The sequence below is a fragment of the Pseudomonas sp. UMAB-40 genome, assembly GCF_900095275.1.
In the GTDB taxonomy this organism is placed as follows: domain Bacteria; phylum Pseudomonadota; class Gammaproteobacteria; order Pseudomonadales; family Pseudomonadaceae; genus Aquipseudomonas; species Aquipseudomonas mandelii_B.
In genome coordinates, this window is record NZ_LT607551.1 from 535,567 (window position 1) to 551,483 (window position 15,917).

13 protein-coding genes are annotated in these 15,917 nt (G+C 60.1%); 2 read left to right on the plus strand and 11 right to left on the minus strand.

Annotation, left to right across the window (positions count from 1 at the left end):
* Window positions 1-26 precede the first annotated feature (26 nt).
* On the plus strand, window positions 27-818 hold the full coding sequence (locus K0F88_RS02340; protein ID WP_094469326.1) for a hypothetical protein: 792 nt from the start codon (window positions 27-29) through the stop codon (window positions 816-818).
* Between the two features lie 58 nt (window positions 819-876).
* Window positions 877-1,599 carry a hypothetical protein gene (locus K0F88_RS02345; RefSeq protein WP_094469325.1) on the plus strand — a complete coding sequence of 241 codons (723 nt, stop codon included), beginning with the start codon at window positions 877-879 and terminating at the stop codon, window positions 1,597-1,599.
* Between the two features lie 21 nt (window positions 1,600-1,620).
* On the opposite strand, the gene K0F88_RS02350 is transcribed toward K0F88_RS02345, so the two are convergent.
* The 11 genes from K0F88_RS02350 to K0F88_RS02400 all read right to left on the minus strand — a co-directional run bounded on the left by K0F88_RS02350 (window position 1,621) and on the right by K0F88_RS02400 (window position 15,849).
* Entirely contained in the window at window positions 1,621-4,407 is a 2,787-nt protein-coding gene (locus K0F88_RS02350; protein ID WP_219093776.1) for a hybrid sensor histidine kinase/response regulator, read from the minus strand.
* Window positions 4,408-4,506: 99 nt separating this feature from the next.
* A complete protein-coding gene (purD, locus tag K0F88_RS02355; protein WP_219093778.1) occupies window positions 4,507-5,802 on the minus strand; it encodes a phosphoribosylamine--glycine ligase in 1,296 nt (431 codons plus the stop codon).
* Window positions 5,803-5,990: 188 nt separating this feature from the next.
* Window positions 5,991-7,598: a bifunctional phosphoribosylaminoimidazolecarboxamide formyltransferase/IMP cyclohydrolase gene (gene purH / locus K0F88_RS02360; RefSeq protein WP_219093780.1), complete on the minus strand. Its 1,608-nt coding sequence runs from the start codon at window positions 7,596-7,598 to the stop codon at window positions 5,991-5,993.
* Window positions 7,599-7,679: 81 nt separating this feature from the next.
* Window positions 7,680-8,000 (minus strand): DNA-binding transcriptional regulator Fis, encoded by a 321-nt coding sequence (fis, locus tag K0F88_RS02365; protein WP_007907419.1) that lies wholly within the window; start codon window positions 7,998-8,000, stop codon window positions 7,680-7,682.
* Window positions 7,997-9,007 carry a tRNA dihydrouridine synthase DusB gene (gene dusB, locus K0F88_RS02370; protein ID WP_219093782.1) on the minus strand — a complete coding sequence of 337 codons (1,011 nt, stop codon included), beginning with the start codon at window positions 9,005-9,007 and terminating at the stop codon, window positions 7,997-7,999. The genes fis and dusB overlap by 4 nt, the downstream gene beginning before the upstream one ends.
* Before the next feature lie 185 nt (window positions 9,008-9,192).
* Window positions 9,193-10,410, minus strand: a complete 1,218-nt coding sequence (locus K0F88_RS02375; RefSeq protein ID WP_219093783.1) for a DUF3426 domain-containing protein — start codon at window positions 10,408-10,410, stop codon at window positions 9,193-9,195.
* A 30-nt stretch (window positions 10,411-10,440) separates the two neighbouring features.
* On the minus strand, window positions 10,441-11,319 hold the full coding sequence (gene prmA, locus K0F88_RS02380; protein ID WP_219093785.1) for a 50S ribosomal protein L11 methyltransferase: 879 nt from the start codon (window positions 11,317-11,319) through the stop codon (window positions 10,441-10,443).
* Between the two features lie 326 nt (window positions 11,320-11,645).
* Complete coding sequence (gene accC, locus K0F88_RS02385; protein ID WP_008153754.1) at window positions 11,646-13,004, minus strand: acetyl-CoA carboxylase biotin carboxylase subunit; 1,359 nt, start codon at window positions 13,002-13,004, stop codon at window positions 11,646-11,648.
* 17 nt (window positions 13,005-13,021) lie between these two features.
* Window positions 13,022-13,480: an acetyl-CoA carboxylase biotin carboxyl carrier protein gene (accB, locus tag K0F88_RS02390; protein WP_219093787.1), complete on the minus strand. Its 459-nt coding sequence runs from the start codon at window positions 13,478-13,480 to the stop codon at window positions 13,022-13,024.
* A 24-nt stretch (window positions 13,481-13,504) separates the two neighbouring features.
* A complete protein-coding gene (gene aroQ, locus K0F88_RS02395) occupies window positions 13,505-13,960 on the minus strand; it encodes a type II 3-dehydroquinate dehydratase (RefSeq protein WP_219093789.1) in 456 nt (151 codons plus the stop codon).
* 131 nt (window positions 13,961-14,091) lie between these two features.
* Entirely contained in the window at window positions 14,092-15,849 is a 1,758-nt protein-coding gene (locus tag K0F88_RS02400) for a protein-disulfide reductase DsbD (protein ID WP_094469316.1), read from the minus strand.
* Window positions 15,850-15,917: the final 68 nt, after the last annotated feature.

Consider the following 15,917-nt stretch of genomic DNA (forward strand, 5'->3'; position numbering starts at 1 on the left):
TTTGATATTTTTATAAGGAATTCATTGTGTATAATCAAGCTATTCGTGAAAGTTATGTTGCTGCCTGTATTGAAGCGATTGAAGAGTGTGAGATCGACGAGCAGGTCATTATTCGTCCTCGTGGCCTGATGGTTGTGGGCGACCAGATCGAAGCACCGTCGAAAGGCTCCATTGTGGGTGAAGGCACGTTGGGCTTTTCTGGCAAGCTCAGTGCCGAAAACAAGTCGGACGCTCAAAACGCCTTTCTCTTTGCATCCCGTGCAGCAAACAAACTTTACCCTGAAGAACATCAGGGCAAAGAGTGGTACTTGAGGTTCCGGGAAGTCATGACCCTCGCAGGCTGGACGCCTGTCAGCAAGTACTACAGTGATCTGGAAGTCAGCGGCACCAGCGTCCGTATGGACAAACTGGTGTTGGAGATTCTCGGTTCGGTGGTTGCCGGCGTTGCATTGCCTGGTCCAGCGACTGCGTTGATGCTCAAGGTCGCGGGTGATGCGATCGCGGCCCTGCAAAAGCGGGACACGGCTGCCCTGACTGTTTATGAGCGAAATCTGCTGCAAAACGGCGTCGGGGGAATCTCGGCAGGTGCGTGTGTCGAAGTCGAGGGCGAGGCAATCATGGCCGTGGGTGCAGTGCGTTTTCTTCGAAAGAACAGCTCCACCAAAGTAATGTTCGTTGATGTGGATATCCGCAATGTGAACCTGTATCGCGGCGAAACGGTATTTGCCAAAAATACATTGGTCGCTGACGCAGTTCGTGAGTCCATCAAGAGCAAACTTGTCCCGCATAAAGACCAGATCCTGGACATTGATATCTAATTGATCTAAATCGGCAGCCGGTTATCGGCTGCCTTTTTTTATTGTCGAGGAAGTTGATATGAGTTGCGAATATTCTGTATTGATCGTTGGAGCTTGTGTCGTGATTATTCCGGCCGCGGATGGAGCAGCCCACTATAAGGATCTGGTCGACTCCGTGTTGCTGGCGCAATTGATTGCCAATAAGAAGATCGAAAAAGCTCCGGATATCGACTGGTACAACGCTTATGTAGAATTTCTGGATGACTACTGGCTGCGACGTACAAGAATGCGACAGGAATGGCCGATTGCCCAAGGCAGTGTCGAATCTGTCAGCGACTGGGTCATTGCAGCGATTTCACAAGATGCTGGGGATAAAGGAGGCGCTACGGCGGCAACATTGCAGCGGCTGGCAAGGTTGTCCGGCAACGAGCCCGCAATGGGTTTGCTGCGCGGTCACATGCAGAAAATATCCACGGACGAGTCGGGTGATGTTCTTGCGCCCGCAAAGGCTGTGCGTTTGCTGGTGGTTACAGCTCAAACGCCGACATCGCTCACAAGCGTGTACATCGAGCTTAAGACCCGCCAGATCATCAGTGCCAATCCGCTGGCCCAGCGACATCTGGCCGAGGATGTACAAGGCAGCGTTTGCATGCGCTACGCCAGTGCTGACTTGTCCGGAATCCTCTACGGCCCCGTGCGCGACGCCATTGCCTTGAAGGTCAGGGACAAGTATCAGGACAACGTAGCGATGTTGACGCTGACCGATGATGCTTCGACCATGGAGATCTGCGCAGCAGATTGAGTCATGCCGGAGCTGATTGCCCTACACACCTGCCTGGAGCGTTGAGGCCGTGCGATTCTGCTGATCACGCTGGGCAACCCAATGCTCGATCAGATCGCGCAGTTGCGACAACTCGACCGGTTTGGCCATGTGCCCGTCCATGCCGGCCTGGCGCGCGCGCTCTTTGTGCTCGGCAAGGATGTGCGCGGTCAGCGCTACCACCGGGGTGCGAATCCGCTGGTTGCCGACTTCCCAGGCACGTAACTGCTGGGTGGCAGAGAAGCCATCGAGGATCGGCATTTCACAGTCCATCAGGACCAGGTCATAGCGCTGGGCTTTCATTGCCTGCAAGGCTTCTTCGCCATTGCTGGCGGTGTCCGGTTGCAGGTTGAGCTTGCCGAGCATGCCGCGAATCACCTTGGTCGAGATGTTGTTGTCTTCGGCCACCAGGATGCGGAAATCACTCGGGACCTTGACTGGAAGCGTCGGACCGGAGGGCAGGTGCGGCGAGACGGCCGGGCCCTTGTTGCGCTGATTCAGCTCGTCCGCCAGAGTGGTCTTGAGGGTGTAGCCGGCCACCGGTTTGGCGAGGATGCGTTTGATCCCGCAATTGCGCGCGATGATCTTGCTCGGCGCGTTGCTGATACCGGTGAGCATGATCAGCAGAATGTCGTGGTTCAGGCTCGGGTCTTCCTTGATCTTGGCCGCCAGCTGCATGCCGGTCATGCCGGGCATGTTCTGGTCGAGCAGGACCACGTCGAAATAATCGCGCAGGTGAGCCTTGGTGCGCAGCAGCGCCAGTGCCTCTTTACCGGAAGGCACGGCGCTGACATTCAGGCCCCAGGCGCTGCACTGCTGCACCAATACTTTGCGGCAGGTGTCGTTATCGTCCACCACCAGCACACGCGCACCTTGCAGCGGCCCGTCGAGGTCGGAGGTCGGGTGCTCGAGACGATCAGGGTCCAGCGGCAGGGTCAGCCACAACGTGCTGCCTTGGTTGGCGCCACTCTTGATGCCGAATTCGCCCTGCATAAGGCGGATCAACTGACGGGCAATCACCAGTCCCAGGTTGCCGCCCAGGCTGGTTGCCGAAAGGAAGTGCTTGCTATGCAGCTCGGCGTGCATCAGTGCCTCGCGTTCTTCGGCCTCCATCGGCACGCCGCTGTCCTGCACGGCGATGCGCAGGCGCGGTTGGGCGCTGCGTTCGTCGAGGGCGACGACGATCAGGATCTCGCCCTCGTCGGTTTTCTTCAGGGCGTTTTCCAGCAGGCTCAGCAAGGTCTGGCGCAGTCGCGTCGGGTCACCGCTGATGACGCGCGGCACTTGCGGCTGGATGAAACTGATCAGCTCGACGTTCTGCTGTTCGGCCTTGGCGCGGAAGATGCTCAGGCAGTCTTCGATCAAGGCATTGAGATCGAATTGAACGTCGTCCAGTTCGATCTGCCCGGACTCGAGCTTGGAGATGTCGAGAATCTCGTTGATCAGGGTCAGCAGTTCGTTGCCGGCGCTGTGGATCGTCTGCACATAGTCACGCTGCTTGACCGACAGCGGTGTGCCCAGCAGCAGTTCGGTCATGCCCAGCACGCCGTTCATCGGGGTACGGATTTCGTGGCTGATCTTCGCCAGGAATTCGGCCTTGGCGTTGATCTCGGCGTTGCTGGCCGCCAGGTCGCGACTGACGCTGAAGCGATCTTCGGTGATGCTGCGCTGACGTTCGCTCAGTGCAATGCTCATCAACACGCCGCTGATGCAGATCAACCCCAGCAGCGTCATGATCAAGCCCTGCGGCGCGACCAGCGTCAGCCCCAGCAGGGCCGGCAACATGATCAGCGTGCCAATGTTGAACACGATCATCGCCGCGACGAACAGGCGCGCCGGGCGATAACCTTTTTGCCAGTGATAGGCACTGACGAACAACATGCTCAGACCTGCCAGGGCGACCAGGGCGTAGGTCATGATGTTCAGCGGCAGCGTATTGACGAACAGCAGCAGCAAGCCGCACATCACGATGAACAGAATGTCCCCCAGCAGCAGCTTGTTCAGCGGGTGCGGGCCGAGTGGCGCGAAGAAGCGATAGGCGAACATCAGGCCGCACGGCGCCGTCAGCAGCAGGGCGAGGTAGGCGCCGGGTGTCTGCACCGCGTGCCAGTTTGGCAACCAGGGCCCCGCCAGATTCAGCAACAGCAACAGGCTAAGCATCAACAGTGCTTCGCATCCGGCCAGCCAGAGACTGCTGCGCGAGCGGGTATAGGCGTAGCGGACGAGGCTGTGCAGGATGAGCATCCCGAGGCAACCAAACAGAAGGCCGTAAATCAGCATCTGGTTCTGATTGGCCGCGGTCATGATCGCCGATTGCAGGGTGATATACGGCCGCAACTGGTGTTCGGACACCAGCCGCAGGTAGACGTCGAGGGGTTTGTCGCTTTGCGGCAGCGGCAGCATGAATTCGCTGCTGGGCAGGGGACGGTCAGCCTGGGGCTGCTCGGTGCCGGTGTTCAATTGATCGATCAGCGTGTCGCCGTCGAGCACGTACAGATTGAGGTGCGACAGGTCGGGGGCAAATACTCGCAGCAATTGCTCGTGCTTGCCGGGTGCGAGCCGGAAGCGCAGCCACAACGCTCCTTCGGGCTCGGCCGCGGTGAGTCGGTCGAGTTCGATGGGGCTGAATTGATTGGTGTAGCGCGCGGAACGGATGTCGCTCAGCTGCAGGTCGCCCTGTTCGTCAAGCAATACCGCCCAGCCACTGCCTTGCGCGGCCTGGGCCGGAAGCATGCAGAGCAAGGTCAGCAGCGTGACAGTGAAACCTATGGCAATCCTGAGCCAGCGCACGGCGAAATCCCTTCGTAGGTTGATGCCAGATTATAACTATGCGCGGCGCCGGAACAGTCCGGCAAGGGCCTGAAGCACAAGCCCTGCCGAACGGATCGCTTATTCCTGATTTTCGCCACGTTCGCGGGCAATGGCACGGTAGCCAATGTCCTTGCGATAGAAACAGCCTTCCCAATCAATTTTTGCCGCCAGTTTGTAAGCCTGTTGCTGGGCAGCATCAACGCTGGCGCCCATGGCGGTAGCGCAAAGCACGCGGCCACCGGCGGTCACGACTTGACCGTCCTTGAGCGCAGTGCCGGCGTGGAAGACTTTGCCTTCCAGTGCGGCGGCTGCATCCAGACCGTTGATGGCGACGCCTTTAGCGTAGTCGCCAGGATAGCCGCCAGCCGCCAGCACGATACCGACGCTCGGACGTGGATCCCATTGCGCTTCGACCTTGTCCAGGGCTTGCGCCAGGGCTGCTTCGACCAGCAACACCAGGCTCGACTGCAAACGCAGCATCACCGGTTGGGTCTCAGGATCACCGAAACGGCAGTTGAACTCGATAACTTTTGGGTTACCAGCCTTGTCGATCATCAGGCCGGCATACAGGAAGCCGGTGTAGACGTTGCCTTCATCGGCCATGCCGCGCACGGTCGGCCAGATCACCAGGTCCATGACGCGCTTGTGTACTTCAGCGGTCACGACCGGGGCTGGGGAGTAGGCACCCATGCCGCCGGTGTTAGGGCCGATGTCGCCGTCGCCGACGCGTTTGTGGTCCTGGCTGGTGGCCATCGGCAGCACGTTCTTGCCGTCGACCATGACGATGAAGCTGGCTTCTTCGCCATCCAGGAATTCTTCGATCACGACGCGCGAACCGGCGTCGCCGAACGCATTGCCCGCGAGCATGTCGCGCACGGCGTCTTCGGCTTCGGCCAGGGTCATGGCAACGATCACGCCTTTACCGGCGGCCAGGCCGTCGGCCTTGATCACGATCGGCGCACCTTTTTCACGCAGATAAGCCAGGGCCGGCTCGATCTCGGTGAAGTTCTGGTAATCGGCGGTCGGGATCTTGTGGCGCGCCAGGAAATCCTTGGTAAAGGCTTTCGAACCTTCCAGCTGGGCCGCACCGGCCGTCGGGCCGAAGCAATCCAGGCCACGGGAGCGGAACAGATCGACGACGCCAGCGACCAGTGGCACTTCCGGGCCAACGATGGTCAAGGAGACGTTTTTCTCGGCAAAATCGGCCAGCTGCTCAAGGGCCAGCACGTCGATAGCGACGTTCTCGCACTTGGCTTCAATGGCGGTGCCGGCGTTGCCCGGGGCAACGAACACTTTCTGTACACGCGGATCCTGAGCCACTTTCCAGGCCAGTGCGTGTTCACGGCCACCGCTGCCAATGATCAAAACATTCATTTCAAAAACCTCGGATGACGCTAATTCTGTTTTAGAACCTAAAGCGCTTTACGCTGAAGGAGGTCGCAATGAAGTCGGTAGATGCAAGGCGGAGGCTACCTTGATGAGCGGAGTTGCTTTTGGCAATGAGCATCATCAAGGTAGCCTCCAACGCAGCAGATGCCGGCTTCAGTGCGGCCGTTGTCTGATTAGTGACGGAAGTGGCGCATGCCGGTGAACACCATGGCGATACCGGCTTCATCAGCAGCGGCAATCACTTCCGCGTCACGCATCGAGCCACCCGGCTGGATCACCGCGGTGATGCCGACCTTGGCCGCGTTGTCCAAGCCGTCGCGGAACGGGAAGAACGCGTCGGAGGCCATCACCGAGCCTGCCACCTGCAAACCAGCGTGTTCAGCCTTGATTGCAGCGATACGGGCGGAGTTCACGCGGCTCATCTGGCCAGCGCCGACGCCGATGGTCTGACGGTTCTTGGCGTAGACGATGGCGTTGGACTTAACGTACTTGGCAACTTTCCAGGCGAAGATCAGGTCGTGGATCTCTTGCTCGGTCGGGGCGCGCTTGGTCACGACTTTCAGGTCATCGGCGCCGATCATGCCGATGTCGCGGCTCTGTACCAGCAAACCGCCGTTGACGCGTTTGTAGTCCCAGGCAGCGGCGCGATCAGCCGACCACTCGCCGCAGGCCAGCAGGCGCACGTTGGCTTTCGCCGCCACGATGGCGCGGGCTTCTTCGCTGACGCTTGGGGCGATGATCACTTCGACGAACTGACGCTCGACGATGGCCTTGGCGGTTTCAGCATCCAGCTCGCGGTTGAACGCGATGATGCCGCCGAACGCCGACTCGGTGTCGGTGGCATAGGCCAGTTCGTAGGCCTGGCGGATACCGCCTTCTGCGTCCGGGCTGACCGCAACGCCGCACGGGTTGGCGTGCTTGACGATCACGCAAGCCGGCTTGACGAAGCTCTTCACGCATTCCAGCGCGGCGTCGGTGTCGGCGACGTTGTTGTACGACAGCTCTTTGCCTTGCAGTTGGGTCGCGGTGGCGATACCGACTTCGGCAGGCTTGGCTTCCACGTAGAACGCCGCGCTCTGGTGCGGGTTCTCGCCGTAGCGCATTTCCTGTGCCTTGACGAACTGGCTGTTGAAGGTGCGCGGGAACTCGCTGCGACCTTCGGTGCTGAGGGTCTCGGCGGCCTGGTTCACGGTGCCCATGTAGTTGGCGATCATGCCGTCATAGGCCGCGGTGTGTTCGAAGGCCTTGAGCATCAGGTCGAAACGCTGAGCGTAGGTCAGGCCGCCGGCCTTCAGGCTTTCCAGCACGCTGGCGTAATCGCCGGCGTTCACCACGATGGCCACGTCTTTATGGTTTTTTGCGGCCGAGCGGACCATGGTAGGGCCGCCGATGTCGATGTTTTCGATGGCGGTCGGCAGATCGCAGCCAGGCTTGTTGATGGTGGCTTCGAACGGGTACAGGTTGACCGCCACCAGGTCGATCGGCTTGATGCCGTGCTCGTTCATGATGGCGTCGTCGATACCGCGACGACCGAGGATCCCGCCGTGGATTTTCGGATGCAGGGTTTTCACCCGACCGTCCATCATTTCCGCGAAACCGGTGTAGTCCGCGACTTCCACTGCAGCAACACCGTTGTCGCGCAGCAGCTTGAACGTTCCGCCGGTGGAGAGGATCTCGACGCCCAGGGCTTCAAGCTCTTTGGCGAATTCGAGGATCCCGGTCTTGTCGGAAACGCTGATCAAGGCGCGGCGGATCGGCAGGCGGGTAGTCTGGTCGGTCATTTCAATTTCCATCAAAAGCAAAGGAGTCAGCAAAAAAGGCGACCGTTTTTACGCGGGCGCCTTTCTGGTTTGATTGAATGCTTACAGCAAATCGTACTGCTTGAGTTTCTTGCGCAGCGTGCCTCGGTTCAGCCCGAGCAGCTCGCTGGCCTTGGTCTGGTTGCCCTTGACGTAGTTCATCACGCACTCGAGCAGGGGGGCCTCGACTTCGGAGAGCACCAGGTTGTACACATCCGTGACGGCAGCGCCCTCAAGGTGGGCGAAATAATTGTGCAGCGCCTTCTCGACACTCCCGCGAAGGGTCTGACCTTCTTCGCTCGGCGTATTGAGGTGCTGTTTCAAATTCACGTTGTCGCTCACGGGTGTTGTTCCACTCACTAAAGTCTCGGTCATCATCGTCATGCGGCCACCCCTTCTCCGTCCCCTGTCAGGCTCTTGTAACGTTCGGCGAAGAAGCCCTGAACGTTGGCGCATTGTGCTTCCGTATCTTCCAAACGATTGAAGTGGGCGCGAAACTCCCTGGCGCCCGGCAAGGTTGCGAGATACCAGCCCACATGCTTTCGAGCGATACGGACGCCCATCACGTCTCCATAGAAGACGTGCAGCGCAGCCAGATGCTCTAGCAGAATGCGTTCCACCTCGATCAATGCCAGCGCCGGGAGTTTTTCACCGGTACGCAGAAAATGATCGATCTCACGAAAAATCCATGGCCGCCCCTGGGCGGCCCGGCCTACCAGCAGGCCATCGGCACCGGTCGCGTCGAGCACGTACCGGGCCTTCTCGGGTGAATCGATATCGCCGTTGGCAAAGACCGGCATCGACACCGCCTGCTTGATCGCGGCAATGGTGTCGTACTCGGCTTCACCGGTGTACAGGTCGGCGCGGGTGCGGCCATGGACCGCCAACGCCGTAATGCCTGCCTGCTCGGCGATCTTCGCCACCGTCAGGCCGTTCTTGTTGTCCCGGTCCCAGCCGGTACGGATCTTCAGGGTGACCGGCACATCAACCGCAGCCACGACGGCTTGCAGGATCTCGGTCACCAATGCTTCATCCTTCAACAGCGCGGAACCGGCGGCCTTGTTGCAGACCTTCTTCGCCGGACAGCCCATGTTGATGTCAATAATCTGTGCGCCCAGTTCGACGTTGGCCCGGGCCGCATCCGCCAGCATCTGTGCATCACCTCCGGCGATCTGGACCGAGCGTGGCTCGGGATCACCTTCGTGGATCATGCGCATCCGCGATTTGCGGGTGTTCCACAAGCTCATGTCGCTGGTGACCATTTCCGAGACTACAAGCCCTGCGCCCAGTCGCTTGCACAGCTGACGAAAGGGCTGGTCGGTGACGCCCGCCATGGGGGCGAGAATCAAGCCGTTGTGCAATGTATATGGACCGATGCGTACCGCCGACATAGGACTTCCCTGTTGTGGGGCCGGATCATGAGAGTTCGAAAAAGGGTTGGCATGATACCCGCTCTCGATGACTGGATAAAGGCTGAATTGAACAAAATCTGAACAGTAATTCTGTTATCGCCAGTGGTTTGGTAAGAGCGGTCAAAGTCAGAAATATGCCGTCAATGCCGTAACACTGAAGCGTTTCACTCGGGCGAATGGAAGCTCAGGCTGTAATTCACCGCTTTGGAGCCTGGATCGAGGATATCCAGTGCGATGTGGATCGGCGTTTGCGGCGGCATCTCTGCCAGGCCTTCGAGGTCGCCGTTGAGGTACTCGCCGGGCTTGAAGCGCCGGCTGGCGATCAGGTGGCCGTTAAGGTCGGCGAAGCGCAGTTCCAGCAGCGGGAAGGGCTGGGAGAAGGGCGCGCGGTTGTAGATGATCGCATCGACCACCAGCGCACCGTTGAATTCAGGGTGACTGCGGACCACCAGGTTGCTGCTTTTGATTTTCGCGATATCAACTTTCGATGGCACCGTGCAGCCGACTTGCGGGCACAGTTGCTGGAACCACGGACGGTACTGATCCTGGCGCGCCAGTTCGTCGAAATGGTAAGCGATGTATTGGCCGGCGAGAGCGCCGGCACCGAGCAGGACCAGCAGCAGCCAGAAAAGCCGTCGGCCCCAGGGGGAGCGACGTTGTTGCCAATCCAGTTGCAGCGGGTCGTCGGTCAGGTCCTGCAAGGCGTCGGCCCGTTCGGTCGACTCGCTGCGTTCGTGCCGCTTGCGCAGAGGGGCAATCGGGGGCAGGTCGTCGTCAGGTGCATCGGTTGCCGACAGGCGATCATGGTGCAGGGGCATGTCGAGCGGATCATTCAGGCGCAGTTGTGGCACCTTGGGCTCGTCGTCCAGATCAACCGGTTCCAGCGAGAACGAAGGTTCCGTGCGCGAGTGCTTGCCCGGTTCGGTCTGCGTTTCCCGTTGGTCGGCTTCGATCGCCTGGGCGCGATCGGTTGCCGATTCGCTGAAGAGGCTGTCGGACCAGGGTTCATCGTCGTGCTCGACAGAGTCGCGGCGAGCACTGAGGCCGTTTTCGTGGTGCCGGCCGAATTCCGTGGTGGGCTGGATTTCCCGCTGTTCGAGCCGGGCGAGTTCTTCGTCCAGGTCCAGGCTGTCCAGATCCAATTCGGCGGCGGACCATTGCTTTTGGCTGATGGCGCGCTGTGCCGGCGGTTCGACAATGGCGGGGGCGACCGGTTTGACCGCTTCCTTGTCGGCCCGTTGCTCAAGCAGCTGCTTGGCGGCGTTGAACACCTGCAAGCACGAGCCGCAACGAACCACTCCACGGGCCACGCTCAATTGGGCATGGCTGACGCGGAAGCTGGTTTGGCAATGCGGGCACTGGGTGACGAAGCTGTCGGTCATGCGGCGATCCGGTTTATGCAGGCGCTCATTCTAGCGCCGACGGCCAGTGATGCGCACCCAGCCATCGCGATTGGCGATCGGGTCCAGATCGAAGTCTTGAGCGTAGGCTTTGGCGACTTCTTCGCCTTGCTCGGCGAGGATGCCCGACAACGCCAGACGACCACCGGGCTTGACCAGGCTGGACAATTGCGGCGCCAGGGAAACCAGCGGTCCGGCCAGAATGTTGGCCACCAGCACGTCGGCCTGAACCTGTGGCAGATCTTCCGGCAGGTACAGCGGGAAGAGTGCGTCGGCAATGTTGTTGCGCCCGGCGTTGTCGCGGGAAGCTTCGAGCGCCTGCACGTCGATGTCGGTGCCGACGGCTTCCTTGGCACCCAGCAGTAGGGCGGCAATCGCCAGAATCCCCGAGCCGCAACCGAAGTCGAGGACGTTGCAGTCTTTGAGGTCCTGACCGTCGAGCCATTCCAGGCACAGTGCGGTGGTCGGGTGCGTACCGGTGCCGAACGCCAGGCCGGGGTCCAGCAGAATGTTCACGGCGTCGGGTTCAGGGGCGGCGTGCCAGCTTGGGACGATCCACAGGCGTTGGCCGAAGCGCATTGGCTGGAAATCGTCCATCCAGCTGCGTTCCCAGTCCTGGTCTTCGATGACTTCGCTGTGATGTTCGGGCAGCGGGCTGCCGGTCAGCAACTCAAGGTGGGCCAGTACGGTGGCGGCTTCGGTGCCACCTTCGAACAGGGCCAGCAGGTGTGTGTGCGACCACAGCGGCGTGGTGTTGAGTTCTGGTTCGAAGATCGGCTGATCTTCGGCGTCCATGAACGTCACCGATACGGCGCCCACTTCAAGGAAAGCGTCTTCGTAGGTTTCGGCTTGTTCTGGGCTGATGGCGAGACGGACTTGCAGCCAAGGCATGGCGGGCACCTTTGAAAAATATTGATTGCAGCCTAGCGGGCTGCGAGAAGCGCGCAAGTTTACGCGAGCGCGGCGCAGAAGACGACCGGGTTGCCAGGGTTCAGCGGTTAACAAATCACCTGTGGCGAGGGCGCTTGCTCCCGCTGGAGCGCGAAGCGCTCCCAAAATGGCAAGGTCGGATCAGTCTGATACAGCGAAGTTGAATGGTTTTGCGGTTGCTGCGCAGCCGAGCGGGAGCACGCCCCCTCGCCACAGGGTTTCTGTGCGTAGCAATCTCCAGAAACAACAAAGCCGCCCTAGGGCGGCTTTGTTGATCGGGCTAAAGCTTAGTGCTTTTCGCCAGCCAGCTTGTGTTCCAGGTAGTGGATATTGATCCCACCTTTGCAGAAGCCTTCATCGCGGACCAGGTCGCGGTGCAGCGGGATGTTGGTCTTGATCCCGTCGACAACGATTTCGTCCAGCGCATTGCGCATGCGCGCCAGCGCTTCATCACGGGTTGCGCCGTAGGTGATCAGCTTGCCGATCAACGAATCGTAGTTCGGCGGAACGGCATAGCCACTGTACAGGTGCGAATCGACGCGAACGCCGTTGCCGCCTGGTGCGTGGAAATGCTTGACCGTGCCTGGGCTCGGCATGAAGGTTTTCGGGTCTTCGGCGTTGATTCGGCATTCCAGGGCATGACCGCGGATAACCACGTCTTCCTGGGTGTACGACAGCTTGTTGCCAGCGGCGATGCTGAGCATCTCCTTGACGATGTCGATGCCGGTGACCATTTCCGAAACCGGGTGCTCAACCTGAACGCGGGTGTTCATTTCGATGAAATAGAACGCGCCGTTCTCGTACAGGAACTCGAAAGTGCCTGCGCCACGGTAGTTGATGTCGATGCACGCCTTGACGCAGCGGGCGAGGACTTCCGCGCGAGCCTTCTCGTCGATGCCCGGTGCCGGCGCTTCTTCGAGAACCTTCTGGTGGCGACGTTGCAGCGAGCAATCGCGGTCGCCCAGATGGATGGCGTGACCCTGGCCGTCGGAAAGCACCTGGACTTCCACGTGACGTGGGTTAGTCAGGAATTTTTCCAGATAGACCATCGGGTTACCGAACGCCGCGCCTGCTTCGGTGCGGGTCAGTTTGGCGAAGGAGATCAGGTCTTCTTCTTTATGCACAACGCGCATGCCGCGACCACCACCGCCGCCAGCGGCTTTGATGATCACCGGGTAACCGACTTCGCGACCGATGCGCAAAGCGGTTTCTTCGTCTTCAGGCAACGGGCCGTCGGACCCCGGAACGGTTGGAACGCCAGCAGCGATCATGGCGTGCTTGGCCGATACCTTGTCGCCCATCAGGCGAATGGTGTCGGCTTTCGGGCCAATGAACGCGAAGCCGGAGTTCTCGACCTGTTCAGCGAAATCAGCGTTTTCCGCAAGGAAACCGTAGCCTGGGTGAATGGCGGTGGCGCCGGTCACTTCGGCCGCGGCGATGATGGCCGGTATGTGCAGGTAAGAGTGTGCGGCCGAGGCCGGACCGATGCAGACGGATTCGTCTGCCAGGCCCAGGTGCATCAGCTCTTTGTCGGCCTTGGAGTAAACGGCGACAGTCTTGATGCCCATCTCTTTGCAGGCACGCAGGATCCGCAGGGCAATCTCACCGCGGTTGGCGATCAGAACTTTTTCCAACTTCGCAGTCATCAAAGTTTCTCCGCGGTTCAAACGATGGTGAACAGCGGTTGGTCGTACTCAACCGGCTGGCCGTCTTCGACGAGGATGGATTCGATCACACCGCTGGTTTCAGCTTCGATGTGGTTCATCATCTTCATGGCTTCGACGATGCACAGAGTGTCGCCTTTCTTCACGGTCTGGCCGACTTCAACAAAGGACGGCGAGCTTGGCGAAGATTTGCGATAGAACGTACCGACCATCGGCGAACGGGCAACGGTGCCGTTCAGCGCGGGCGCGGCCGGAGCAGCAGGTGCTGCCGCGGCAACCGGAGCAGCAGCCACTGGCGCAGGCGCCTGTTGCATCGGTGCCGGTGCGTAGAACTGCTGAGCCGGGGTCTTGCTATGACGGCTGATGCGTACGGACTCTTCGCCTTCCTTGATCTCGAGCTCGTCGATGCCGGACTCTTCCAGCAGTTCGATCAGTTTCTTAACTTTACGGATATCCATGAATCATCAACTCCCAAGGGTCGGTCAGGGGCGTATAGCTTGTTGTTCAAGCTGTTCCAGGGCGGCCTCCAGGGCCAGTCGATAACCGCTGGCGCCAAGGCCGCAGATCACTCCCACCGCTACGTCGGAGAAGTAAGAGTGATGGCGGAAAGGTTCGCGTTTGTGCACGTTAGACAAATGCACTTCGATGAATGGGATGCTCACCGCCAGCAGCGCGTCACGTAATGCGACACTTGTGTGCGTAAAAGCTGCTGGGTTGATCAGAATGAAGTCCACACCTTCGCCTTTCGCAGCGTGGATGCGGTCAATCAATTCGTACTCGGCGTTGCTTTGCAGGTACAGCAAATGGTGGCCGGATTCACGGGCACGGCGTTCCAGGTCCTGGTTGATCTGCGCCAGTGTCGTAGCGCCATAGGTGCCCGGTTCGCGGGTGCCGAGCAAGTTCAGGTTGGGTCCGTGCAGAACCAATAGCGTCGCCATCTGCTGTTCCTTGTTATCTGTGTGCAGTTATCAGAACTCGGCGACTATGCCGCAAAGCCTTTGTGACTGTCCAGTTCTATGCAAAAGCCAGCACGATGGCCGATGTTTGCGCGAAATATGTGACCGGGTTGTTAAATCCGGTCATTTGCTTTCGCAACACGTTCGGCGAAGTCTGCTGCGTTGATCTCGCCGATCACTCGCACATCGGCGTGTTCGACACCGTCCTTGCCGAAAAACATCAGGGCCGGAGGGCCGAACAATTTGTAGCGATCGAGCAAGGCGCGTTGTTCGGCATTGCTGGCGGTGATGTCGAAACGCACGAGGCGATAGCCTTTCAGGCGTTCGATGACGGTGGCGTTGTTGAGCACTTCGCGTTCGATGACTTTGCAGCTGATGCACCAGTCGGCGTACCAGTCGAGCAGCAGCGGAGTGCCGGCGGATTTGGCCTCGGCGAGGGTGCGATCAAGGTCGGCCGGGGTGCTGATGGTTTGCCAGGCGCTGGTGTTTTGCGGCTGTTCGGTGCCGGCAATGATGCGCGGTTGGCCAATCGGGTTGAACGGGTCGGTCTGCCCGCTGAACGCCCCGAACCAACAGGCCAGTGCGTAAAACAGCAGAAACATCCCGAGCAGTTGGCCGAGGCGTTTTCGCGGCGGTTTGTAGACGAATTCCAGCGCGCCCATGAACAAGCCGACACCGCCGGCCAGCAAACCGATCAGCAGCAAGGTGATTTGCCCCGGCAATACGCGACTGACCAGCCCGATTGCCAATCCCAGCAACAACACGCCAATCGCATTTTTCACATAGACCAGCCACGGCCCGCTTTTCGGCAGCCAGGCTGCGCCGCCGGTGGCCACGAGTAACAACGGCGCGCCCATGCCGAGGCCGAGCATGAACAGTTTCAATCCACCCCCCAGCGCATCGCCGCTGGCGCTGATGTAAAGCAGCGCACCGGCCAGCGGCGCCGACACGCAGGGCGAAACCAGCAGGCTGGACACCACGCCCAGGACCGCGGCGCCCCATAGCGAACCGCCTTCGGTGCGCCCGGCGATCCGGTCCAGGCGACTGCTGATGGCCTGTGGCAACTTGAGTTCAAACACGCCGAACATCGCCAGGGCAAACACCGCAAAAAACATCGCGAACGGCACCAGCACCCACGCCGATTGCAGGCGTGCCTGAAGGTTGAGCTGGGCGCCGAACATCCCCATCAACGCCCCCAGCAGGGCGAAGCAGGCGGCCATGGGCAGCACATAAGCGAGCGACAGATTGAAACCGCGTAACCCACCGACCTGGCCGCGCAATACCACGCCGGAGAGGATCGGTAGCATCGGCAACACGCACGGGGTGAAGGTCAAGCCCAGACCCGCGAGAAAGAACAAGGCGAGCTCGCGCCAGCTCCAGCTCCAGCTCTGGGCCGTGGCGGGCGTCGGTGCGCCAATGCCATCAATGTTCAGTCGTTCGGTTTCGGGCGGATAACACAGGCCTTTGTCCGCGCAGCCCTGATAGGTCACGGCCAGCGTGAAGGCGCGGGGATCGGTGCGCGGCACTTCCACGTCGAGCACGCCGTGATAGACCTCGACGTCGCCGAAGTATTCATCGTGCTTTTGTTCGCCCTGGGGCAATTGCGCCGCGCCAAGGCCAACCTCAGCCGGTTCGGCGCGAAACTGAAAGCGGTGCCGGTAGAGGTAGTAGCCTTCTGTGGCGACAAATCGCAGCTTGATCGATTGCGGCGTGCTGTCGACCAGGCTCAGCTGAAATGCCTCGCGCACCGGCAGGAAGTCGGCGCTGTTGTTGATCGAGCCCAACGTGGAACTGGGTCGACTCTCCAGCAACCCGGCGGCGTTTGCCGGCAGGGCGAGCACTAAAAGCAGCAGGCAGAGCAAACGGCGCATGACAATCTCGCGTATCGGAATTGGGGGCATGATAGCGGACAGTCGCGCGGATTGCCCCGCCCCTGTAG